The following is a 21,688-nucleotide window of genomic DNA, read 5'->3' as shown; positions in this document are numbered from 1 at the left end:
CTATGGCTGCGCTTGGCAGGCAGTGGTTACTGGTCAGCATCGCGCTTTGGTTATTGGTGATAGGTTCAGCCGTTGCAGTCGTCAATGTAACGCACTTGAATCGACAAACCTTTGCCCGGTGGCAAAAGTTGCAAGTTGAAAAACAGCAACTGGAAGTTCGCTGGCAGCAATTGTTATTAGAAGAAAGTACCTGGGCAACACATAGTCGTGTTGCCCAGGTAGCGCAAAAAAAACTGGGCATGGAATTGCCCAAGGCAGCAGACGTGATAGTGGTGAGGCCATGACTGAACAACTAAAAAGCATCAAGGACTGGAGGCTTTGGCTGGTTGCCATTTTAATGATAATGGCGCTAGGTGCAGTGTTGTATCGAATGGCTGATATTCAGTTGTTGAATCCAGATTTTCTTCGTAATCAGGGTGATGCTCGATCGCTACGGGTAGTGTCTATTCCTGCTGGTCGCGGCATGATCACCGATCGCTATGGCAAGCCGCTTGCTATCAGCACCCCGGTTAAAAGTGTTTGGGCCGATCCTTCCAAAATTGATCCAGAAAATGAGCGCTTAGATAAGCTCTGTCGCCAACTTTCCCTCGGTTGTAAAAAATTACGCAAACGTTTAACCCGCTCTCAAAGTAAAGAGTTTCTGTGGGTCAAACGGCATGTCAATCCAGCGCTAGCTGAGAAAGTAAGCGCGCTAAAAATCCCTGGCATCTTCTTACAAACCGAATATCGCCGCTACTACCCTGCAGGTGAAGTTGCCGCCCATGTGGTGGGCTTTACCGACATCGATTTGAATGGTCAGGAAGGTATCGAGCGTAGTTTTGATCGTCAGCTTCAGGGTGCTAATGGCAATAAGCGAGTGTTAAAAAACCTGCAAGGCCAAGTGGTTGAAGAGATCGAGCGAATTGCTGAACCTCGTGCTGGTAAATCTTTAGCCTTAAGCATCGATTTAAGAATGCAATATCTTGCCTATCGGGAATTAAAAGCCAAGGTGGCCGAAGTAGGCGGTAGCGCTGGCTCGGTAGTAGTAATGGATATTAAAACCGGTGAGGTTTTAGCCATGGCATCTCAACCTTCATTTAATCCCAATGACCGACGCCAGTTAAAGCCACAGTCATTGAGAAATCGCGCGGTAACCGACACGATTGAGCCAGGTTCGACCATGAAGCCGTTAACGGTTTTAGCCGGAATTGAGTCAGGCAAGTTTGATATAGATAGTTTGATCAATGTTTCGCCCCGCGTAATGAAGCTAGACGGTGGTGTGGTTCGAGATCATCGAGATTTTGGCAAGCTATCGCTGGCCGGCATTTTACAGAAATCCAGTAATATTGGAGTCAGTCGGATTGCTTTAGATTTACCACCGAATCAATTGCAAGGTACTTTTGCCAAAGTAGGGCTAGGTATGGCTACCGGCATAGAGCTTCCAGGTGAAAGTAGTGGAAAGCTTTCGGATCGTTATAAATGGAAAGAAATCGATTTGGCTACCATGTCGTTTGGATATGGTTTGAGCGTGACGCCGATTCAGCTGGCGCGCGCCTATTCAGCTTTGGCCAACAAAGGTAAATTACTTCATCCAACCTTATTGAAAACTGACAAGGTGCTGGGCGGCGAGCAGGTACTTGATGCGGTAGCTAGCGAGCAAGTTGTTTCAATGATGGAAGGTGTCGTCAGTCGAGAAGGAACCGCTTTTAAAGCGAGCGTTGCTGGTTATCGAGTGGCAGGAAAAACCGGTACGGTCCGTCAAGCAACGGCCGGTGGTTATTCCGATGATTCTTATATGGCTTTTTTCGCCGGTGTTGCACCGGCAACTAATCCTAGATTAGCCATGGTAGTCGTAGTCCGTGATCCGCGCGGAGATAATTACCATGGTGGCGATGTCGCTGCACCGGTGTTTTCCCGGGTGATGGCGGGAGGTTTACGTTTAATGAATATTGCTCCGGATCAGAGTTTACCGGGGTTGCTGGCAGCTCGAGAGGTGATTACTAATGAAGTCACTCGCTGAGCTGTTGTCTGGCTGGTGTGAAGTTCCGGATCTGCAAGTTAAAGGTCTAGCTTTAGATAGTCGACAGATTCAACCTGGATATGCGTTTATCGCAGTACAAGGAAATACTGGCCACGGGCTGGATTTTCTTGCTCAAGCAGAAAAAGCAGGTGCTTGTGCAATTATTCTTGATCAGCATGACGATTCCGCTTTTCAAAGCGATTTACCGCTAGTTCGATTGCCTAAATTGAAAAACCGGGTGGGTAAATTAGCCTCGCGTTTTTATGAGCACCCTTCAGTGCAAATGCCGTTAGTTGGCATTACCGGCACCAATGGTAAAACTTCCTGTAGCTTATTTTTAGCTCATTGCTGGAATCAACTAGGTTCGCAAGGTGGCGTCATTGGTACTTTAGGTACTGGCGCGGTTGATAGTGACCAAGATGCGGCAGAACAATTGCAAGAGACAGGTAATACCACGCCGGATCCGGTAACTGTGCAAGCGGCTTTAGCGGGAATGTATCAGCAAGGTGTTCGCCATGCAGCGATTGAAGTGTCATCCCATGCAATGGATCAGCATCGAGTGGAAGGCTGCCGTTTCGAAACCGGCTTATTCACCAATTTAACCCAAGATCATCTGGATTATCACAGCTCGATGGAGCAATACGGCGAAGCGAAAGCCAAGCTATTTCTGGAAATGCCATTGCAGCATGCGGTAGTGAATTTGGATGATGCTTTTGGCATTCGATTGCTGCAACAACTGAAACAACAACGACCAGAAATTACCCGTATCGGTTATAGCGTTTATCCGCAGCCACAAGGCTTAGATTTGTGTGATCGTTTTGTAGTTACCGAACAATCGGTATTAGATCAGAACGGTTGCCAAGCGAAATTAAATACTAGCTGGGGTCAGTTTGATTTTGCCAACCAGCAGTTGCTGGCCAGTTTTAATCTGTCGAATTTGTTGGGTGTGATCGGTTGCTTACTGTTAGATTTCGCACCAGAGAAAGTGCTGCAGGCAGCATCAAATCTTAAGCCAGTGCCGGGGCGACTGAATCGTTTTGGTGGTAGTGAACTGCCACTAGTTGTCGTTGATTACGCCCATACGCCAGATGCATTGCAGCAAGTGTTATCTGCGTTACGTCCGTTGGTCAGCGGCAAAAGTTACTGTGTCTTTGGCTGTGGTGGTGATCGGGATCGTAATAAGCGACCTCAAATGGCCGCCGCTGCAGAACAAAATTCTGATCAGTTGGTGATTACTCAAGATAATTCTCGCTTTGAAGATCCAGCGCAAATTTTTGCCGATATTAAAACCGGCTTGCAGCAGCCTGATTTAGCCTGGTTAGAGCCAGAGCGCAATCAGGCAATTGCCAAGGCGCTGTCGGTTGCCAAGGCGGGAGATTTAATCGTTGTGGCTGGCAAAGGCCATGAAGATTATCTGGATATTCAAGGTAAGAAATCCTTCTGGTCTGATCTACAAGCGGTAAGTGAATTGTTGCAAGCAAAAGCTGGAGAGCAATATGTTTAATGCTTCTTTAGCCGATATGGCAAAAATGCTACGGGCAGAATTAACTGCCGATGTGCAAGTAACCGGCGTTTCGATTGATACGCGAACTATTACGTCGGGTAATTTATTTGTGGCGATTGCCGGTGACCGGTTTGATGGTCATAACTTCGCCGAAAAAGCGGCTCAGCTGGGTGCTGCAGCATTGTTAGTTGAGCGAAAGCTAGATGTTGATTTGCCAATGCTGATTGTCCCTGACGCTACCTTGGCTTTAGGAAGAATCGCCCGTTGGTGGCGAAGGCAGTTAGATCTTAAAGTCGTTGGTATTACTGGTAGCTGCGGCAAAACCAGTGTTAAAGAAATGCTGGCATCGATTTTGAGCGGTCAAGATCAGACCTTGGCAACTAAGGGTAATTTAAATAATCACTTGGGCGTGCCACTAACCTTGCTTCAACTCAGCGAACAAGATCGTTATGCAGTGATCGAAATGGGTGCCAATCATGTCGGTGAAATTGAATATCTAACTGGGTTGGCTAAGCCTGATGTGGCATTAGTAAATAATGTTGCTGCGGCGCATTTGTCTGGTTTTGGCAGTTTGCAGGGTGTTGCGCGTGCTAAGGGCGAAATTTATCAATCGCTACGCGGCAATGATGTTGCACTGATAAATGACGATGATCAGTATGCTTCCTATTTCAGTCGATTAGTCAATTGCCATGAAAGCCGTTTTGGCTTGGGTGCTGGCGCTCGAGTGACTGCCGATCAAATCAAGATTCAATCTAACGGTTGTTATCAGTTTCAATTGGTAATGCCCGAAGGGAGCTATCCGGTCAAATTGAGTTTGCCAGGTCAGCATCAAATTAATAATGCACTAGCGGCAGCATCTGCCGCACGCGCATTAAAAATAGCACCGGAAATTATTGTCGCAGGGCTACAGCGTGCGCTGCCAGTGTCGGGTCGTTTGCGTCCAATTGAACTAAGTGATGGCTCGTTGATTCTGGATGATAGCTATAACGCCAACCCAGATTCGGTAAAGGCAGCGATAGATGTTGCGTTGGAATTGGCTAAGCATCGCCAACAAAAATCCTTGTTGCTATTAGGTGATATGGCAGAACTGGGTGAAAGAGCTGACGAGCTGCATTATCAAGTTGGTGTATATGCCCGGAAAAAAGGCCTGAATGGTTTATTATCGGTCGGCAAATTATCAGCCAAGGCAGCCAGAGGCTTCCTCGGTAAGCAAAGAGACACTAATAGTAGTTTTTCCGACCAGCAATCACTGGTCGAAGCTGCTCGAAAGCAGATGAGTGTGGGAGCCGTTGTGTTAGTTAAAGGATCAAGAAGTGCCGCTATGGATCAAGTTGTAAGTCAATTGTCAGAGGGAACCAACTAATGTTGCTTTGGTTGAGCCAGAATCTGACCCAATATTATTCAGGATTTAATTTATTTCAGTATTTGACCATGCGTGGCGTATTAGGTGTTTTAACCGCGCTGGCATTTTCATTGCTACTTGGCCCATACATGATTCGCAAGTTACGTGAGTTATCAATCGGACAAACAATTCGTACCGAAGGCCCGCAAACCCATTTAGCTAAATCAGGTACGCCAACTATGGGTGGTGCACTGATTTTATTGTCCATCGGTTTTAGTACTTTGCTATGGGCTGACCTGAGCAACCGCTACGTTTGGGTGGTGTTGTTGGTGACCTTAGTTTTTGGTGCCGTAGGCTGGGTTGATGATTGGCGCAAGGTCGTTAATAAAGACACCAAAGGCTTGCCAGCACGCTGGAAGTATTTATGGCAGTCGGTTGCAGGTTTTGGTGCAGCGATTTATCTCTATTATGGCCATTCTTCACCGGCAGAAATTGATCTATTGATTCCGTTTTTCCCCGGCGTATCGTTCATGATTGGCCCGGCATTTATTGCACTGACTTATTTTGTAATTGTTGGTTCAAGTAATGCGGTCAACCTGACTGATGGTCTGGATGGATTAGCCATTATGCCAACAGTATTAATTGCAGGTGCTTTGGCAATTTTCGCTTATGCCTCAGGTCGAGCAGACTTCTCTGATTATTTAGGTGTGCCATTTATCGCAGGTTCTGGCGAATTAATGGTGTTCTGTGCCTCGATTGTTGGCGCCGGGTTGGGCTTTTTATGGTTTAACACTTATCCAGCCCAAGTATTTATGGGAGATGTTGGAGCTTTGGCATTAGGTGCAGCGCTGGGTGTTGTCGCGGTTATTGTTCGCCAGGAATTGGTCTTCTTCATTATGAGCGGCGTATTTGTTGCTGAAACTGTTTCGGTCATTCTACAAGTGGCGTCATTTAAATTGACCGGCCGTAGAATTTTCCGTATGGCACCGTTGCACCACCACTTTGAATTGAAAGGCTGGGCGGAACCAAAAGTCATTGTTCGGTTTTGGATTATTACAGTAATTCTGGTGGCGATTGGTTTGGCCAGCCTCAAGATTAGGTAGATGATGGAAAAAGATTTAACGGTAATTGTCGGGCTAGGCCTTAGTGGTTTGTCAGTTGCTCGCTTTCTCAAATCGAGATCGCGGGCTTTTGCCGTTATGGACACGCGCCAGCAGCCTCCAGGAATGGATCAATTAACCGAGCTTGCACCAGAGGCACATTTAATTTGTGGTCGATTGGATCAAGCGCTGTTAGAAAGTGCGGCCTTGGTGGTAGTTAGTCCGGGTATTTCAATTAAAATACCAGAGATTGCGGCGCTGCCGGCGCAAAAAATAATCGGTGATATTGAGTTATTTGCTGATGCGCTGCGAAAAGAGCAGTCGGCGGCAAAAGTCATTGCGATTACCGGTGCTAATGCCAAAAGCACCGTAACCACTTTAATGGGCGAGATGGCGCAATCTGCCAGAGTTAATGCGGTTATCGGCGGTAATTTAGGGCGGCCCGCGTTGGATTTATTAGCAGAAAAAGCCGACTGGTATGTATTGGAATTATCCAGTTTTCAACTAGAAACCACTTCAACATTAAAACCTGCCGTTGCGACGATTTTAAATATTAGTCCTGATCATATGGATCGTTACGACAGTTTTGCGGATTATTGCGCCGCTAAGCAACGGGTTTATTTGGATGCTGAGCATTGTCTGATTAATCAAGATGATCAATTAACTTGGGTTGATAACAGTTCAGCAAATTTTGCTATTGGATCGATTTGTTCTGATAGTCAGAGCTGGCGTTTAGATAATGGCCAATTATTTAAAGGCACTGAAAAATTATTATCGATTGCAGAAATGAAGCTGTCAGGTTTACACAACCAAGTGAATGCGCTGTCTGCTTTGGCATTAGCAGACCTAGCGGGTTGGCCGCTTGAAAAGTGTTTAGCTGGAATAAAACAATTTTCTGGCCTAGAGCACCGCTGTCAATGGGTTGGCAATGTTGCTGGAGTCGATTGTTATAACGATTCTAAAGGCACCAATGTTGGCGCAACAGAAGCGGCAATCGCCGGTTTAGCCGATTATTCTGAAAATGGCCGAAAGCTGGTTTTAATAGTGGGTGGCCAAGGTAAAGGGCAGGACTTTTCACCTTTAGCTCAAGTTGCTAATCAAGTGGTGTCGCATGTGGTGTTGATCGGTGAAGATGCCCAGCAGCTGGCCGAAGTATTTGCTCCGATTTGCTCGTGCCATTTTGCTGATTCAATGGAAAATGCAATCGAAATGGGTTTGCACTTTGCAAAGGCCGGTGATGGTTTATTGCTTTCTCCCGCCTGCGCCAGTTTTGATATGTTCAAAAGCTTTGTTGTTCGCGGTGAAGTGTTCACTCGTGAGATTAAACGTCTTGAGGTGCTGGCATGAGTAGCACTTCTATTTCAGCTAACTTCTCAACGCTTGTAAATTACAGTGTGGAGAATTTTAGCTGGAAGAAAATACTGCAATGGCCAAAACCAGATGCAACATTATTAACTGCTGCACTCATTTTAGCGAGTATTGGACTAGTAATGGTGGCATCAGCATCGGTTAGTGTTGCCGATAAAAACTTTTCTGATCCATTGCATTATTTTTGGCGTCAGGCTGCATTTTTGTTGATGGGTCTAATAATAGGCGCTATAGCATTTCGCTTGCCATTACAGTTCTGGTATCGAATTAGTAAGTGGCTGTTGATTTTAAGTATTGCATTACTAATTGCAGTATTAATCCCTGGTGTTGGTAAATCGGTTAATGGCAGTATCCGCTGGATTCCCTTGGCAGGAATTAATATTCAGGTTTCTGAGCTGGTTAAGCTATTTGTGATTATTTATTTAGCCGGTTATCTACAGCGTCGCCAAGAAGAAGTGAAGCTAGAGTTGATGGGTTTTATCAAGCCACTTTTGTTGCTGGGAATGGTGGTGGGTTTGTTGTTATTTGAGCCAGATTTTGGCGCGTCGGTGATTATTATGGCAACGGCGATGGGGATGATGTTTTTAGCCGGTGCCAAGTTAGTTCAATTTGCAGTGCTAGGCGGCAGTTTGGCAATTGGCGCATCAGCGTTGGTAATTGCAGAGCCCTATCGATTAAGTCGTTTAACCAGTTTTTCTGATCCATGGGCCGATCCATTTGGCAGTGGTTATCAGTTAACTCAGGCGTTAATGGCGATCGGCAGAGGCGACTGGTTTGGCTTAGGATTGGGTTCCAGTATTCAGAAAATGATGTATCTGCCAGAAGCACATACTGATTTTATTATTTCTGTGTTGGCTGAAGAACTTGGCTTTATTGGGATTGTATTTATTTGCGGTCTTTTTGCTTGCTTGGTTTGGCGGGGGCTATTGATGGCCTATCAAGCGAAACAGCAGCAGCAATTATTTGTGGCTTATTGTGGCTTTGGAATTTCTTTGTGGCTGGGTTTGCAAGTGATCGTTAATTTGGGGGTGAATGCTGGATTGCTACCCACCAAAGGACTCACCTTGCCATTGATCAGCTATGGCGGTAGTTCATTGATCGTAAACTGCGTGGCGATTGCCTTATTGATGCGAGTGCAGCTTGAAACGATGCAGTTCGCAAAAACGGGCACAAAGCAGGCTAAAAAAAGTAGTAGGGAGAAGCGATCATGAGCCGAGTATTAGTGATGGCAGGTGGTACCGGTGGCCATATTTATCCGGCACTGGCGGTCGCAAAAAATCTAACAGCAAAAGGCTGGCAAGTTGAATGGTTAGGAACCCCAAGAGGTTTGGAAAATCAGTTGGTGCCGCAAGCTGGTTTCCCGTTGAATCATATTTCTGTCAGTGGTGTTCGCGGTAAAGGGGTTGCTGGGTTGTTGGCAGCACCTTGGAAAATTTTAAAGTCTTGCTTGCAGGCTAGAAAATTACTTAAACAATTAAAGCCAGATTTGGTGATTGGCTTTGGTGGTTTCGCATCTGGCCCCGGTGGTTTAATGGCTAGCGTTATGAATATACCGTTGGTCATTCATGAGCAAAATGCAATAGCAGGCACCACCAATAAAATTTTGGCTGGTCGGGCTAGCCGAGTTTTACAGGCTTTTCCTAATGCCTTAAAAAATGGTGTGGTCACTGGTAATCCGGTTCGTGATGAAATTGTCGAACTGAGTGATTTAGTGGTTGCTGAGGCTATTGATAGTTCTGTACAGAAAAAACTGAAATTGTTAATCGTGGGTGGCAGTTTAGGTGCTTTGGCATTGAACAAAGCAATGCCAGCAGTTGCTTCAGGTTTGGCTGATAAAGTAGAAGTTTGGCACCAAACTGGAGCGCGTACTTTAGAGATTGCCCAGCAAGGTTATGCTGAGCAATCGTTAGTTATTGAGCCCAAAGTCACCGCTTATATTGACGATATGGCTAGTGCATATGCATGGGCAGATCTAGTGGTTTGTCGTGCGGGTGCTTTAACTGTTTCAGAAGTCGCGGCGGCAGGTTTGCCTGCGATATTTATTCCTTTCCCGCAAGCGATCGATGATCACCAAACGGCAAATGCCGGTTACTTGGTTGATAAAGACGCAGCGGTATTACTCGCGCAATCGGATCTGACATCAGAAAGATTGCAGAAATTAATCGAATCCTATTTAACACCCGAAGGCCGAAAACAGCTGGCGCAAATGGCAAGCAATGCCAAAAAAGCCGCCATCGTTGATGCTACTGAGGTTGTTGTTAAGCATTGTCTGGAGGTCACTGGTGGCTGATTCAAAACTTTTTTCTATGCCGCAAATGCGTCGAACCAATCATATTCATTTTATTGGAATTGGCGGTGTTGGTATGGGTGGTATAGCAGAGGTTTTATTAAACCAGGGCTATGAGATTAGTGGTAGTGATCTTGCCTCAAATCCGGTGACCAAGCGGCTGCAACAGGCCGGAGCAACGATTTATTCTGAGCATTTAGAAAGTAATGTTGAACGCGCCGATGTCGTAGTGGTTTCCACTGCAATTAACGAAGCCAACCCAGAAATTCAACGTGCCCGTGTTTTGCGCATTCCAATTGTGCCACGTGCTGAAATGCTGGCTGAGCTAATGCGTTTTCGCCACGGTATTGCGGTTGCTGGTACTCACGGTAAAACGACCACTACCAGTCTGACTGCCAGCCTGTTTGCCGAAGGTGGCATGGATCCCACCTTTGTTATTGGTGGTCGATTAAATAGTGCCGGTACTAATGCTCGCTTGGGTAGTGGTCGCTATTTAATTGCCGAAGCTGATGAGTCGGATGCATCATTTTTGCATTTACAGCCAATGGTTGCTGTCGTCACCAATATCGATGAAGACCATATGGCAACTTATGGTGGTGATTTCGAAAAGCTGAAAGATACATTTGTTGAGTTTTTACACCACCTGCCATTTTATGGCCAGGCAGTGATGTGTATTGACGATCCCGTTGTGCGGGAAATTTTGCCAAGAATTCAACGGCCATTGATGACTTATGGCTTTAGCGACGATGCAGACTTCCGTGCAATTGATGCCAAATTTGATGGCATGTGCAGCCACTTCACAGTCATTACGCCGGAAGGCATTCGTTTTCCGGTGAAATTAAACCTACCGGGTCAGCATAATATTTTAAATACTTTGGCTTCTATTGCAGTGGCGATGGATCACGGCGTTGACCAGCAATCGATTATTAATGCATTAGAAAAATTTGAAGGTATTGGCCGTCGCTTCCAGGTTCACGATGTAAAGGCTCCGGCTGGTGAAGTAATGATGATCGATGACTATGGCCATCATCCACGCGAAGTTCAGGCGACTTTATCGGCCATTCGTAATGGCTGGCCTGAAAGACGATTAGTTGCAGTTTTCCAGCCGCATCGTTATAGCCGCACCCGAGATCTTTATGAAGATTTCGTTCAAGTGTTATCACAAGTTGATGTGTTGGTCATGCTGGAAGTTTATTCGGCCGGTGAAAAACCTATTCCAAATGTTGATAGCCGATCTTTGTGTGGTTCTATCCGCCAGAGAGGTTCGGTTGATCCAGTTTATTGTGATCAGAAAGAATTAAATAGAGTGCTAGCTGGATTGCTGCGAAGTGACGATATCTTATTGCTTCAAGGTGCCGGAAATATTGGTCAATTAGCAGCGGCTATTGCCAATGATGGGTTGGAGGCGAATTAATGCAGTCGCTTGAGCTGAGAGGAAAATTGCAAGAAAACCATTCGCTAGCAGCTCATACTAGTTGGCGAGTCGGTGGTGCTGCTCAGCGTTATTATCAGCCGGCTGATTTAGCTGATCTGCAAGTTTTTTTATCTCAGCTACCTGAAGATGAACCTTTGTTCTGGTTGGGGCTGGGAAGTAATATTCTAGTACGTGATGGTGGTTTTAAAGGCACAGTAATCGCTACATTAAATCGTCTGAATAAACTGGAAATTGATAGCCAGCAACAAACGGTATACGCCGAAGCTGGCGTTACTTGTAGCAAGCTGGCTCGTAATAGCGCCAAAGCGAATTTAATTGGTGGTGGCTTTTTAGCTGGTATTCCAGGAACTATCGGTGGCGCGTTAAAAATGAACGCAGGTGCTTTTGGTGGTGAAACTTGGCCGCACGTCCAATTTGTTGATTGTTTGAATCATCAAGGTGCATTAATTCGACGATCTGCCGATGAATATAAGGCGGGTTATCGTTCAGTTATTGGGCCTGAAAATGAATGGTTTGTTGCGGCTGGTTTTGTTTTTAAATCGGGTGATGGCGAACAAGAGCTAGAAGCGATTCGAGCTTTATTAGATAAACGTCAACAAAGTCAACCAATTGGATTGCCGACGGCAGGCTCGACATTTAGAAATCCACAAGGGAATTTTGCTGCCAAGCTGATTCAAGATTGTGGATTAAAAGGATATAAAATTGGTGGCGCCGAAGTATCGCCAAAGCATGCCAATTTTATTGTAAATACTGGTGGTGCTAGTTCTGATGATATTGAAGCATTAATCGAACTGGTGCAGCAGCGGGTTTTTGAGGATTCAGGCATTAAACTGCAGCCTGAAGTAGAAATGGTTGGAGATCGACTATGAATGATCAGATGCTGGCAGATTTTCCTGAGCTGAAAATAGATCCAGTGGATTTTGGTCGAGTAGCCGTTTTGTTAGGCGGCGACTCTGCTGAGCGGGAAGTTTCTTTGCAATCTGGCGCTGCTGTTTTAAGTGCTCTGCAATCACAAGGGATTGATGCTTTTGCATTGGATACTGCAAAAGCTGACTGGCAGTTGCAATTGTCTGGAATTAATCGAGTCTTTAATGCATTGCATGGTCGAGGCGGTGAAGATGGTTTAATTCAAGGGTTGTTGGATTCGCTGAAAATTCCTTATACCGGAAGTGGTGTGCTGGGTTCTGCTTTGGGTATGGATAAACTGCGCTGCAAAATGATCTGGCGTCAGTTGGATTTACCTACACCTGATTGGCAGGAAATAGTGATTGATCGGCAAAATTTCTCCACTTTAGAAAAACAATTGGAAAAAATGCCCTTGCCGGTAATGATCAAGCCATACTGTGAAGGATCAAGTGTTGGGATGAGCCCGGTTTTCAATGCCGTTGAATTGAAGCCTGCATTAGAACTGGCAGCAAAATATACCGATCACCTTTTAGCTGAATCATATATTAAAGGTGGTGAATATACGGTCTCTATTTTAGGTGGTAGAGCACTGCCTTCGGTGCACATGGAAACGCCGAATAAATTTTATGATTATGACGCTAAGTATTTAGCGAATGACACTGAATATTACTGCCCAGGCCTGGATTTAGAAACTGAGCGATTGTTAGGTGATATTGCACTCAGGGCATTTAAAGCCGTTGGTTGTAGTGGTTGGGGGCGTGTTGATTTTATGAGAGATAGTCAGGGTAATTTCTGGCTACTTGAAGTGAATACTATCCCCGGAATGACTAGTCATAGTTTGGTGCCGATGGCAGCCAAGAGTATTGGCTTGGATTTTCCCATGTTAGTAAAAGTTATTTTAGCGGCAACATTAACTGGAAATCCAAATATCACTACTAAAGATTACGGAGCATAGGCTGATGGACCAGCGAATTGAGCCACAGATGTCGAATGAAGCAAATCTAAATCTTGATTCAGACGCGCTTTCTGTGGACGCTTCGCTGGAAATTACCTCATCTACAGGTGAAGGCTTTTCTTCATTAACTGATGATGTGTTAACTGCTCGATCAGATGATGAACTTATTGATCATGTAAATGAAATTGCTATGCCAACTAAAAAGGTTAGCAAGGCTAGAAGGCCAGTAATTAAAGTGCAATTAAAAAGGAGCTTTCGCCATAGACTGACGGTGGCGAGTTCTTCCAGTATTTTACTGTTGGTTTTTGTTGTTATGTGGGGTGGCGCGGTATTAATTAGCAGACCACAAAATTGGCCAATTAGTCATGTTGAAGTGATAGGTGTGATTAACCAGCAGGATCAAGCGCGGATACAGCAGCAATTAAAAGGTATTGCGTCAGATGGTTTTTTTAATTTGAAATTACCTGAATGGCAGTACAAGTTAGAGCAAATCCCTTGGGTGGCTCAAGTGCAGTTGCAAAGAGTTTGGCCGGATCATTTACGGGTTCAAGTGGCAATGCGTCAGCCTGCTGCTCGTTGGGGAAATCAAGCATTGATTGATATCTCCGGTAAAGTTTTTTTACCTGGAGGGAAGGGATTGCCGACAGAGTCGGGTATCATTGATGCACCTGACAGTTTGTCAGAATCAGCCTTGGCATTATTCGCTGCCAGCAGTGAACTTTTAGCGTCGGAGCAGTTAACTATTGAGCGGTTAAGACTCAATCAGCGAAGAAGTGTCGAAATAGTTTTAAAGAACGGTTTGTTGCTTAAAGCGGGTGATATGGCTTTAGCAGAAAATCGATTACGGCGGATGATCGGTGTCTATAAAAAGCACTTAAGTCCGGTTTTGAATGATATTGACTATGTCGATTTACGCCATACGCACGGTTTTGCTGTAGGATGGCGCGAATCGGTAAAAGCTCGGAAAGGAAAGAATGCCTGAGTTATGGAGCGGGGATAAATCTCAATGACGAGAAATCCAGAGAAGAACCTGATTGTCGGCCTCGATATTGGCACTTCGAAAGTAGTGTGTATTGTGGGTGAGATAGCGGTTGATGGTCGACTAAATATCGTCGGTATCGGCTCTCAGTCCTCGCGTGGCTTGAAGAAAGGTGTTGTGGTTAACATCGAATCGACAGTTGATGCGATCCAGCGGGCGGTTGAAGAAGCAGAATTGATGGCAGGTTGCCGTGTTCATTCTGTTTATGCCGGTATTGCTGGAAGTCATATTCGTAGTTTGAACTCCCATGGAATTGTTGCGATTCGCGACCAAGAAGTGGTTGAAGCCGATGTTGATCGTGTTATTGATGCTGCTAGAGCAGTAGCAATTCCTGCCGATCAGAAAATTCTGCATATTTTACCGCAAGAATTTGTAATAGATACTCAAGATGGTATTCGTGAGCCGGTGGGCATGTCGGGCGTACGTCTGGAAGCTAAAGTCCATATGGTAACGGGAGCAGTCAGCGCTGCGCAGAACATCATTAAATGTGTTCGCCGCTGTGGCCTTGAAGTTGAAGATATTATTCTTGAGCAATTGGCATCTAGTTATTCTGTTTTAACAGATGACGAGAAAGAGCTCGGTGTGTGCTTGGTAGATATCGGTGGCGGAACAACCGATATGGCAATTTATACTGATGGTGCAATTCGCCATACAGCAGTCATTCCAATTGCCGGTGATCAAGTCACTAATGACATTGCGGTCGCACTAAGAACACCGACCCAACATGCCGAAGACATTAAAATCCGTTTTGGTAGTGCATTAACCTCACTGGCCAGTATGGATGATCGAGTAGAAGTACCAAGTGTTGGAGATCGACCTCCAAGGCAGATGTCTCGCCAAACTTTAGCTGAAGTGATTGAACCAAGGTATGAAGAATTATTCACTTTGGTTCAGGCTGAGCTTCGTCGAAGTGGTTTTGAAGATATTATTGCTGCCGGCATTGTATTAACCGGTGGTACTTCGAAAATGGAAGGCGCAATTGACCTGGCTGAAGAAGTATTTCATATGCCGGTTCGATTGGGTGTTCCGCAAGGGATTAGTGGTCTTTCAGATGTTGCATGCAACCCAATCCACGCCACAGGTGTTGGATTGTTATGCTATGGTCGCCAGCAGCAACATACCTCTAGAAAATCCAGGCTACCTGTAGAGAAAGGTGATGGTTTGTTTAGTAAGGTCAAAAATTGGTTTCAGGGGAATTTCTAAATTGTTCTGGAAAAAAAGTATTGAAAAAAGGGAAGCGCACGCGCGACGGGTAAACCGGGAAACTGGAGGAGTTTCTGTATGTTTGAATTAATGGATACGTATCCTGATAGTGCAGTAATCAAAGTTGTTGGTGTCGGTGGCGGTGGCGGTAATGCTATTGATCACATGATGAGTACTGCCATCGAAGGTGTTGAATTTGTTGTTGCGAATACGGATGTTCAGGCGCTGAAGAAAAGCCCTGCGCAATCAACGATTCAATTGGGTCAGGAAATTACTAAAGGCTTGGGTGCTGGTGCCAATCCAAACGTGGGTCGTGAGGCTGCATTGGAAGATCGCGAAAGAATTCGTGAGATGCTAGATGGTGCCGATATGGTCTTTATTACTGCAGGTATGGGTGGCGGAACCGGAACAGGTGCTGCGCCAGTATTTGCAGAGATTGCTAATGAGCTAGGTATTTTGACAGTAGCGGTAGTCACAAAGCCGTTCCCGTTTGAAGGCCGTCGCCGCATGGATATTGCACTTCAAGGTATTGAAGAGTTAAGTAAACATGTTGACTCGCTGATTACGATTCCAAACGAAAAGCTATTAAGTGTTTTAGGTAAAGGCACCACTTTACTCGATGCATTTAAAGCCGCTAACAGCGTATTGCAAGGTGCCGTTCAAGGTATTGCGGAGCTGATTACTCGACCTGGTTTAATTAACGTCGACTTTGCTGACGTGCGAACTGTAATGTCTGAAATGGGCATGGCAATGATGGGTACCGGTATCGCCAGTGGCGAAGGCCGTGCTCAAGAAGCCGCGCGCATGGCAATTTCCAGCCCGTTATTGGAAGACGTTAACTTATATGGTGCTCACGGTATTCTGGTCAACATCACATCCGGTATGGATATGGCAATTGACGAGTTTGAAGAAGTGGGTAACACGGTTAAGGAGTTCGCATCTGATGATGCAACGGTTGTTGTCGGTACCGTAATTGACCCAGAGATGCAGGATGAAATGCGGGTAACCGTGGTTGCAACTGGTCTGGGTGAAGTACAAAAGAAAGAGTCTGTGAAGTTGGTGGCAGAAACCAAAAAATCAGATGGTACATTAGACATCGATAAGTTGGATCGTCCAGCTGTATTGCGCAAGCAGGAAGCTCAAAAGGCAGCTAACCCAGCTGGCTCAGATATGGAGTATCTTGATATTCCAGCATTTTTGAGAAAGCAGGCTGATTAGGTTATTTGATGTTCAAGCACGTTTGAAATGAGCGCTAGGCTAAATGCTAACTTGATGCACTTTTTTTATGTTAGTATTTGCCATCATTTTGGATCTGCTTGAGCGATAGCCGCAGAGCTCCAGTTTTATTAACGATTTATGCCGCTTTGGTGCCAGTAGAAATGATCAGGCAGAGAACTTTAAAGAACAAGATTCGAGCAACAGGTGTTGGGTTGCACACAGGTGAAAAGGTCTATTTGACATTGAAACCTGCTCCGGTGAATACAGGTATTGTATTCCGTCGTGTCGACTTAAACCCGGTTGTCGAAATCCCTGCCAGCTTTGATAACGTTGGCGATACAACGCTGTCTACCACGTTGGTAAACGGTGATGTGCGCGTTTCTACAGTTGAGCATTTGCTGTCTGCGATGGCAGGATTAGGAATCGATAACGCCTATGTTGAAGTAACGGCTTCTGAAGTGCCGATTATGGATGGTAGTGCGGGTCCTTTTGTATTCCTGATTCAATCTGCAGGTGTTACTGAGCAATCAGCGCCAAAAGAATTTATTCGCATAAAGCGTAAAATTGTTGTTGAAGATGGCGATAAACGTGCTGTTTTTGAACCGTTTGATGGCTTCAAAGTATCTTTCACTATTGATTTTAATCACCCGGTATTCCGTGGCCGTAGTCAGCATGCGATGCTAGACCTCTCTAGTACTTCTTTTGTTAAAGAGATCAGTCGTGCGCGTACTTTCGGCTTTATGCGTGATATCGAATTCCTCCGTGAGCGAAATCTGGCTTTAGGTGGCAGTGTTAATAATGCGATCGTAATGGATGATTACCGAATTCTAAATGATGACGGTCTTCGCTATGACGATGAATTTGTAAAACACAAGATATTAGACGCTATCGGTGATCTTTACTTGCTAGGCAAAGGTTTAATTGGTGCATTTATTGGTCATAAATCTGGTCATGGTTTGAATAATCAGTTGTTACGTGAACTGGTTAAAAACCCTGATGCTTGGGAAGTTGTGACATTTGAAGCGGAAGACGTCCCCGTTTCTTATATGACACCGGTTACTGCCGATTAATTAGTTATCAAATCCGGCGCTGACGGCGAGGTTTTTCAAAGCTGCGCTCAATTCCGGATCTGAAATATCTTGCGCAGCATTAGTGAGTGCTTCTTTTGCTGTGCGAGACTTTCGTGCTTCTCGTTTACCCTTTAAGCCACCTGACATTTTCGGCTTGTGAACGGTTGGTCGGATAATCACTTCAAGTGCGGAAATACTCCTCAAGCCCACTTCTTGTTGGCAGCGAGCCAAGATTTCCGGTGTTAAAAACTTGAGTCTGGTCGCCCAAGCGGAATGTGTTACCTGAAGCACCAACTTTCCTACACTATAGTTAGCTACAGTAACCTGAGGTGCAAGGATAGGGGGAAGTAGCAGTTTGAATCTTAGATCCAGACGCTGAAGCTTTTCGGCACGACTAATAAGGTTGTTGAGCTTACTTTCTGTAAGCAGCTGTTTAATAGGTCGGGTATTGGAAGTTTGCATGGGTAATAAGTCTTCAGCACAGTTCGCAGAGTTTACTTTAATCAAGCGTAGTCTCAAAGGTGTTAGTAGTCGTTCGTTTAATCTACGTCCGCTTATCTTTGGGTTAATTTCGCTGGTTATCGTTCCTGCATTGGTTACATCTTCTTTCACTTGGTTTTTCACTGGTAAGCCTGCCAGAGAAGATCGTCAAAAAATTGTTCAACTGCAGCAGCAAACGCAGGATGATCAACTTCAATTGCAAGACCTACAACGTCAATATCAACAAGATTTGGATGCTTTAGCCATTCGCATGGGGCGCTTGCAGTCACATATGATGCGATTAAATGCATTAGGTGGTCGCTTGGTTGAAAATTCAGGTCTTGAAAAAGGTGAATTTGATTTTTTGTCTGAGCCAGGTCGTGGTGGCCCTGGAGATGTGCTTTATGCGGAAAATGGTATTGGTGAAAGCAAGCTTAAAGAGCGAGTGAACCGATTAACCGGTTTGATTGCAGATCGGGACATGCAGTTACAAGCCCTTTCAAAGTTGTATACCGGCAGTGAAATCTCTAAAGAATCCAATCTTTCTGGTAGGCCCATTTCTGGTGGGTGGTTGTCGTCTCCCTATGGTATGCGGACAGATCCGTTTAATGGCCGTCAAGTACTGCATAAGGGCATCGATTTTGCCGGAAAACTTGGCAGTGAAGTCACTGCAATTGCCGGAGGGGTCGTCACATGGGCAGACAAGCGGTATGGTTATGGGCAAATGGTTGAGGTAAGTCATGCTGATGGGCTGGTCACTCGATATGGGCATAATAGCCAGTTGGTTGTAAAACGGGGGGATTTGGTTGCAAAAGGACAGGTAATAGCCAAGATGGGATCGAGTGGTCGATCAACGGGACCTCATGTACACCTTGAAGTCTTGAAAAATGGTCGCCATGTTAATCCTTCACGATATTTACGATAGAAATCATCGTAAATTCGCTGTGTGGCCAGAATTTTTTGGATGATCTTGCCCACAGTCTATTTCACGGCGTTAGAATAAGACGCTAGAATGCCTTATCTCCTGCAAGAAAGGGCAGGCAACCAACGGATAGCTACTGCCACATGATCAGTAAAGTATTTACCAAGATTTTCGGAAGTCGCAATCAGCGGCTGGTTCGAGGCATGAACAAAACTGTTCAACAGATAAATGTACTTGAGCCCGACCTTCAAAAACTCACCGACGAACAATTAATTGCTAAAACAGCGGAATTCCGTGAGCGCATCGCCAATGGTGAAACATTGGATAAGTTGCTGCCTGAAGCATTTGCTGTTGCAAGAGAAGCATCGGTTCGAGTGATGGGTATGCGCCATTATGACGTTCAGATGATTGGTGGCTTGGTGCTACACCAGGGCAAGATCTCTGAAATGGCCACAGGCGAAGGTAAAACCCTGATGGCAACCCTACCTATCTACCTAAATGCATTAACCAGCAAAGGTGTTCACGTTATTACCGTGAACGACTACCTTGCAAAGCGTGATGCCGAGTGGATGCGTCCATTATATGAATTCCTTGGTCTATCTGTTGGGGTAAACCTTTCAGGTATGCAGCCTCCGGAAAAGCAGCAGGCTTATGCTTGTGATATTACCTACGGCACAAATAATGAATATGGTTTCGATTATCTTCGAGACAATATGGCATTTCGCGCCGAAGACAAGGTTCAGCGACCGCTGAATTTCGCAATTGTCGATGAAGTGGATTCGATCCTGATCGACGAAGCTAGAACGCCGTTGATTATTTCTGGTCCAGCTGAAGACAGCTCTGAGTTGTACAATAAGATGAATGTTCTGGCACCTCAGCTAGAACGTCAGCAAGAAGAAGAAGGTCCCGGTGACTTTTCGGTAGATGAAAAGAGCAAGCAAATTTTCCTGACTGACCAGGGTCATGAGAAAATTGAAGAATTGTTAGTTGATGCTGGCATGATGGATGAGGGGGACACTTTATACGGTGCTTCCGGTGTTAGCTTACTGCATCATATTAATGCGGCGTTACGTGCGCATAATTTGTTCCAGAAAGATGTCGATTATATTGTTCGTAATGATCAAGTTATTATCGTTGATGAGCATACAGGTCGAACCATGGAAGGCCGTCGCTGGTCAGATGGCTTGCACCAAGCTATCGAAGCTAGAGAAGGTGTATCGGTTCAAAATGAGAACCAAACGCTTGCGTCTATCACCTTTCAGAATTATTTCCGTATTTACCAAAAACTGGGTGGCATGACCGGTACTGCTGATACTGAAGCTTTTGAATTCCAGCAAATTTACAGCTTGGAAGTGGTGGTTACTCCAACTAACCGACCTATGCAGCGTAAAGATCATGGCGACTTGGTTTATCTGAATCAGACCGATAAATTCAATGCAATTGTTGAAGCTATTAAAGAATGTGCTGAGAAGAAACAACCGGTTTTGGTTGGTACGGTATCAATTGAAATTTCAGAATTTTTATCGGACATGCTTAAAAAAGCAGGTATCGAGCATAATGTTCTGAATGCTAAATTTCATGCTAAAGAAGCCGAAATTGTTGAGACTGCCGGTTTACCAGGTCAGGTAACGATTGCAACCAACATGGCTGGTCGTGGTACCGATATTATGTTGGGTGGTAATTTAAATGCAGAGTTAGATCTGCTGGAAAATCCAACTCAAGAAGAAATTGATGCAGTTAAGGCTGATTGGAAAAAGCGCCATGAAGCAGTATTGACTGCTGGCGGTCTGCATATTTTGGGTACTGAACGCCATGAATCTCGACGTATCGATAATCAGTTGCGTGGTCGTGCTGGTCGTCAGGGTGACGCAGGTTCCAGTCGTTTCTATCTGTCATTAGAAGATGATTTAATGCGAATTTTCGCTTCTGATCGAGTTTCTGGAATGATGCAGAAGCTGGGTATGGAAGAAGGTGAAGCGATTGAACACCGTTGGGTGAGTCGAGCGATTGAAAATGCTCAGCGTAAAGTTGAAGGTCGTAACTTTGATGTCCGTAAGCAATTGCTGGAATATGATGATGTTGCTAACGATCAACGCCGAGTAGTCTACCAGCAGCGTAATGAGTTGCTAGAATCTGAAGAAATTATTGAAACCGTTAATACAGTTCGTGAAGATGTACTGGATACTGTGTTTGGTTCGTATGTTCCACTGCAAAGTTTGGAAGAGCAGTGGGATGTTAAAGGATTAGAGCAAGCGATTGCTCAGCAGTTTGCAACTGAATTCCCATTACAGCAGTGGCTGGATGAGGATGATAAGCTGGACTCTGAGAAGCTGCGCGACAAGATTCACAATGAGCTGGTTACTATTTATCAAACCAAGGTTGAGCAGGCTGGATCGGATATTTTCCGCCAGGTTGAAAAGAGCCTGATGCTGCAAACGCTAGATCGGTTGTGGAAAGAGCATTTGGCTGCAATGGATCATTTGCGTATGGGTATCCACTTCCGTGGTTATGCGCAGAAGAACCCTAAGCAAGAATATAAAAAAGAAGCCTTTGAATTATTCAGCAATTTACTAGATGAGTTGAAAGCTGAAGTCATTAAGTTGTTGAGCTTTATTCAAGTGCAAAGCCAAGATGAAGCTGAGGAGCTGGAAGAAGAGCGCCGTCGTCGTGCAGCCGAACTAGAGCAGTTAGAGTATGCGCGCGAAGAGATGAATCAACAGGCAGAAACAAGCCAAGCAACCGGTACCGATGGTGCTAATGTACCTTTCCGACGTAGTGATAAGGTAGGCAGAAATGAGCCCTGCCCTTGTGGTTCGGGTAAAAAGTACAAACAATGCCACGGCAAGCTTGCTTAAAAGTT

General features: G+C 45.1%; 18 protein-coding genes. 17 read left to right on the top strand and 1 reads right to left on the bottom strand.

The window, feature by feature from the left end; genetic code table 11:
- Positions 1-2: 2 nt before the first annotated feature.
- The 15 genes from ftsL (at position 3) to lpxC (ending at position 17,426) form a co-directional block, all read left to right on the top strand.
- Positions 3-284 carry a cell division protein FtsL gene (gene ftsL / locus DC094_RS02315; RefSeq protein WP_116685467.1) on the top strand — a complete coding sequence of 94 codons (282 nt, stop codon included), beginning with the start codon at positions 3-5 and terminating at the stop codon, positions 282-284.
- A complete protein-coding gene (locus tag DC094_RS02310; RefSeq protein WP_116685466.1) occupies positions 281-1,999 on the top strand; it encodes a peptidoglycan D,D-transpeptidase FtsI family protein in 1,719 nt (572 codons plus the stop codon). The genes ftsL and DC094_RS02310 overlap by 4 nt, the downstream gene beginning before the upstream one ends.
- Positions 1,983-3,503: a UDP-N-acetylmuramoyl-L-alanyl-D-glutamate--2,6-diaminopimelate ligase gene (locus tag DC094_RS02305; RefSeq protein WP_116685465.1), complete on the top strand. Its 1,521-nt coding sequence runs from the start codon at positions 1,983-1,985 to the stop codon at positions 3,501-3,503. Before DC094_RS02310 ends, DC094_RS02305 begins: the two co-directional genes overlap by 17 nt.
- Positions 3,496-4,866, top strand: coding sequence for a UDP-N-acetylmuramoyl-tripeptide--D-alanyl-D-alanine ligase (locus DC094_RS02300; protein ID WP_116685464.1), 1,371 nt, complete (start codon positions 3,496-3,498; stop codon positions 4,864-4,866). Before DC094_RS02305 ends, DC094_RS02300 begins: the two co-directional genes overlap by 8 nt.
- The gene (gene mraY / locus DC094_RS02295) at positions 4,866-5,948 is read left to right on the top strand and encodes a phospho-N-acetylmuramoyl-pentapeptide-transferase (RefSeq protein ID WP_116685463.1); all 1,083 of its coding nucleotides are present in this window, start codon (positions 4,866-4,868) and stop codon (positions 5,946-5,948) included. The genes DC094_RS02300 and mraY overlap by 1 nt, the downstream gene beginning before the upstream one ends.
- Positions 5,949-7,292 carry a UDP-N-acetylmuramoyl-L-alanine--D-glutamate ligase gene (murD, locus tag DC094_RS02290; protein WP_116685462.1) on the top strand — a complete coding sequence of 448 codons (1,344 nt, stop codon included), beginning with the start codon at positions 5,949-5,951 and terminating at the stop codon, positions 7,290-7,292.
- Positions 7,289-8,524: a putative lipid II flippase FtsW gene (gene ftsW, locus DC094_RS02285; RefSeq protein ID WP_116685461.1), complete on the top strand. Its 1,236-nt coding sequence runs from the start codon at positions 7,289-7,291 to the stop codon at positions 8,522-8,524. The genes murD and ftsW overlap by 4 nt, the downstream gene beginning before the upstream one ends.
- Positions 8,521-9,603 carry an undecaprenyldiphospho-muramoylpentapeptide beta-N-acetylglucosaminyltransferase gene (gene murG / locus DC094_RS02280; RefSeq protein WP_178030860.1) on the top strand — a complete coding sequence of 361 codons (1,083 nt, stop codon included), beginning with the start codon at positions 8,521-8,523 and terminating at the stop codon, positions 9,601-9,603. Before ftsW ends, murG begins: the two co-directional genes overlap by 4 nt.
- Before the next feature lie 16 nt (positions 9,604-9,619).
- Positions 9,620-11,014, top strand: a complete 1,395-nt coding sequence (gene murC / locus DC094_RS02275) for a UDP-N-acetylmuramate--L-alanine ligase (RefSeq protein WP_116686176.1) — start codon at positions 9,620-9,622, stop codon at positions 11,012-11,014.
- A complete protein-coding gene (gene murB, locus DC094_RS02270) occupies positions 11,014-11,904 on the top strand; it encodes a UDP-N-acetylmuramate dehydrogenase (protein WP_116685459.1) in 891 nt (296 codons plus the stop codon). The genes murC and murB overlap by 1 nt, the downstream gene beginning before the upstream one ends.
- Positions 11,901-12,896, top strand: a complete 996-nt coding sequence (locus DC094_RS02265; protein WP_241503945.1) for a D-alanine--D-alanine ligase — start codon at positions 11,901-11,903, stop codon at positions 12,894-12,896. Before murB ends, DC094_RS02265 begins: the two co-directional genes overlap by 4 nt.
- A gap of 4 nt (positions 12,897-12,900) precedes the next feature.
- Positions 12,901-13,878: a cell division protein FtsQ/DivIB gene (locus tag DC094_RS02260; protein ID WP_116685458.1), complete on the top strand. Its 978-nt coding sequence runs from the start codon at positions 12,901-12,903 to the stop codon at positions 13,876-13,878.
- Between the two features lie 24 nt (positions 13,879-13,902).
- On the top strand, positions 13,903-15,138 hold the full coding sequence (ftsA, locus tag DC094_RS02255) for a cell division protein FtsA (RefSeq protein ID WP_116685457.1): 1,236 nt from the start codon (positions 13,903-13,905) through the stop codon (positions 15,136-15,138).
- A gap of 78 nt (positions 15,139-15,216) precedes the next feature.
- Complete coding sequence (gene ftsZ, locus DC094_RS02250) at positions 15,217-16,356, top strand: cell division protein FtsZ (RefSeq protein ID WP_116685456.1); 1,140 nt, start codon at positions 15,217-15,219, stop codon at positions 16,354-16,356.
- A 161-nt stretch (positions 16,357-16,517) separates the two neighbouring features.
- Entirely contained in the window at positions 16,518-17,426 is a 909-nt protein-coding gene (gene lpxC, locus DC094_RS02245) for a UDP-3-O-acyl-N-acetylglucosamine deacetylase (RefSeq protein ID WP_116686174.1), read from the top strand.
- Here lpxC and DC094_RS02240 read toward each other — a convergent pair whose 3' ends face one another.
- Entirely contained in the window at positions 17,427-17,888 is a 462-nt protein-coding gene (locus DC094_RS02240; RefSeq protein ID WP_116685455.1) for a DciA family protein, read from the bottom strand. It abuts the gene before it with no gap.
- Here DC094_RS02240 and DC094_RS02235 point away from each other — a divergent pair.
- Both DC094_RS02235 and secA read left to right on the top strand, forming a co-directional pair.
- A complete protein-coding gene (locus DC094_RS02235; RefSeq protein WP_116685454.1) occupies positions 17,887-18,831 on the top strand; it encodes a M23 family metallopeptidase in 945 nt (314 codons plus the stop codon). The two genes, DC094_RS02240 and DC094_RS02235, sit on opposite strands and share 2 nt — an antisense overlap.
- A 140-nt stretch (positions 18,832-18,971) precedes the next feature.
- Entirely contained in the window at positions 18,972-21,683 is a 2,712-nt protein-coding gene (gene secA, locus DC094_RS02230; protein WP_116685453.1) for a preprotein translocase subunit SecA, read from the top strand.
- Positions 21,684-21,688: the final 5 nt, after the last annotated feature.

The organism is Pelagibaculum spongiae, assembly GCF_003097315.1.
In the GTDB taxonomy this organism is placed as follows: domain Bacteria; phylum Pseudomonadota; class Gammaproteobacteria; order Enterobacterales; family Pelagibaculaceae; genus Pelagibaculum; species Pelagibaculum spongiae.
Note: the sequence above shows the minus strand (reverse complement) of the source record. Positions and strands in the feature narration are given on the sequence as shown.

Excerpts from the sequence above, each read along its gene's own strand:
- DC094_RS02310 (WP_116685466.1), top strand. The coding sequence starts at position 281 with ATGACTGAACAACTAAAAAGCATCAAGGACTGGAGGCTTTGGCTGGTT.
- murB (WP_116685459.1), top strand. The coding sequence starts at position 11,014 with ATGCAGTCGCTTGAGCTGAGAGGAAAATTGCAAGAAAACCATTCGCTA.
- murC (WP_116686176.1), top strand. The coding sequence starts at position 9,620 with ATGCCGCAAATGCGTCGAACCAATCATATTCATTTTATTGGAATTGGC.
- ftsZ (WP_116685456.1), top strand. The coding sequence starts at position 15,217 with ATGTTTGAATTAATGGATACGTATCCTGATAGTGCAGTAATCAAAGTT.
- DC094_RS02305 (WP_116685465.1), top strand. The coding sequence starts at position 1,983 with ATGAAGTCACTCGCTGAGCTGTTGTCTGGCTGGTGTGAAGTTCCGGAT.
- murD (WP_116685462.1), top strand. The coding sequence starts at position 5,949 with ATGATGGAAAAAGATTTAACGGTAATTGTCGGGCTAGGCCTTAGTGGT.
- DC094_RS02235 (WP_116685454.1), top strand. The coding sequence starts at position 17,887 with ATGGGTAATAAGTCTTCAGCACAGTTCGCAGAGTTTACTTTAATCAAG.
- DC094_RS02260 (WP_116685458.1), top strand. The coding sequence starts at position 12,901 with ATGGACCAGCGAATTGAGCCACAGATGTCGAATGAAGCAAATCTAAAT.
- murG (WP_178030860.1), top strand. The coding sequence starts at position 8,521 with ATGAGCCGAGTATTAGTGATGGCAGGTGGTACCGGTGGCCATATTTAT.
- DC094_RS02265 (WP_241503945.1), top strand. The coding sequence starts at position 11,901 with ATGAATGATCAGATGCTGGCAGATTTTCCTGAGCTGAAAATAGATCCA.
- ftsL (WP_116685467.1), top strand. The coding sequence starts at position 3 with ATGGCTGCGCTTGGCAGGCAGTGGTTACTGGTCAGCATCGCGCTTTGG.
- mraY (WP_116685463.1), top strand. The coding sequence starts at position 4,866 with ATGTTGCTTTGGTTGAGCCAGAATCTGACCCAATATTATTCAGGATTT.
- lpxC (WP_116686174.1), top strand. The coding sequence starts at position 16,518 with ATGATCAGGCAGAGAACTTTAAAGAACAAGATTCGAGCAACAGGTGTT.
- DC094_RS02300 (WP_116685464.1), top strand. The coding sequence starts at position 3,496 with ATGTTTAATGCTTCTTTAGCCGATATGGCAAAAATGCTACGGGCAGAA.
- DC094_RS02240 (WP_116685455.1), bottom strand. The coding sequence starts at position 17,888 with ATGCAAACTTCCAATACCCGACCTATTAAACAGCTGCTTACAGAAAGT.
- ftsA (WP_116685457.1), top strand. The coding sequence starts at position 13,903 with ATGACGAGAAATCCAGAGAAGAACCTGATTGTCGGCCTCGATATTGGC.
- secA (WP_116685453.1), top strand. The coding sequence starts at position 18,972 with ATGATCAGTAAAGTATTTACCAAGATTTTCGGAAGTCGCAATCAGCGG.
- ftsW (WP_116685461.1), top strand. The coding sequence starts at position 7,289 with ATGAGTAGCACTTCTATTTCAGCTAACTTCTCAACGCTTGTAAATTAC.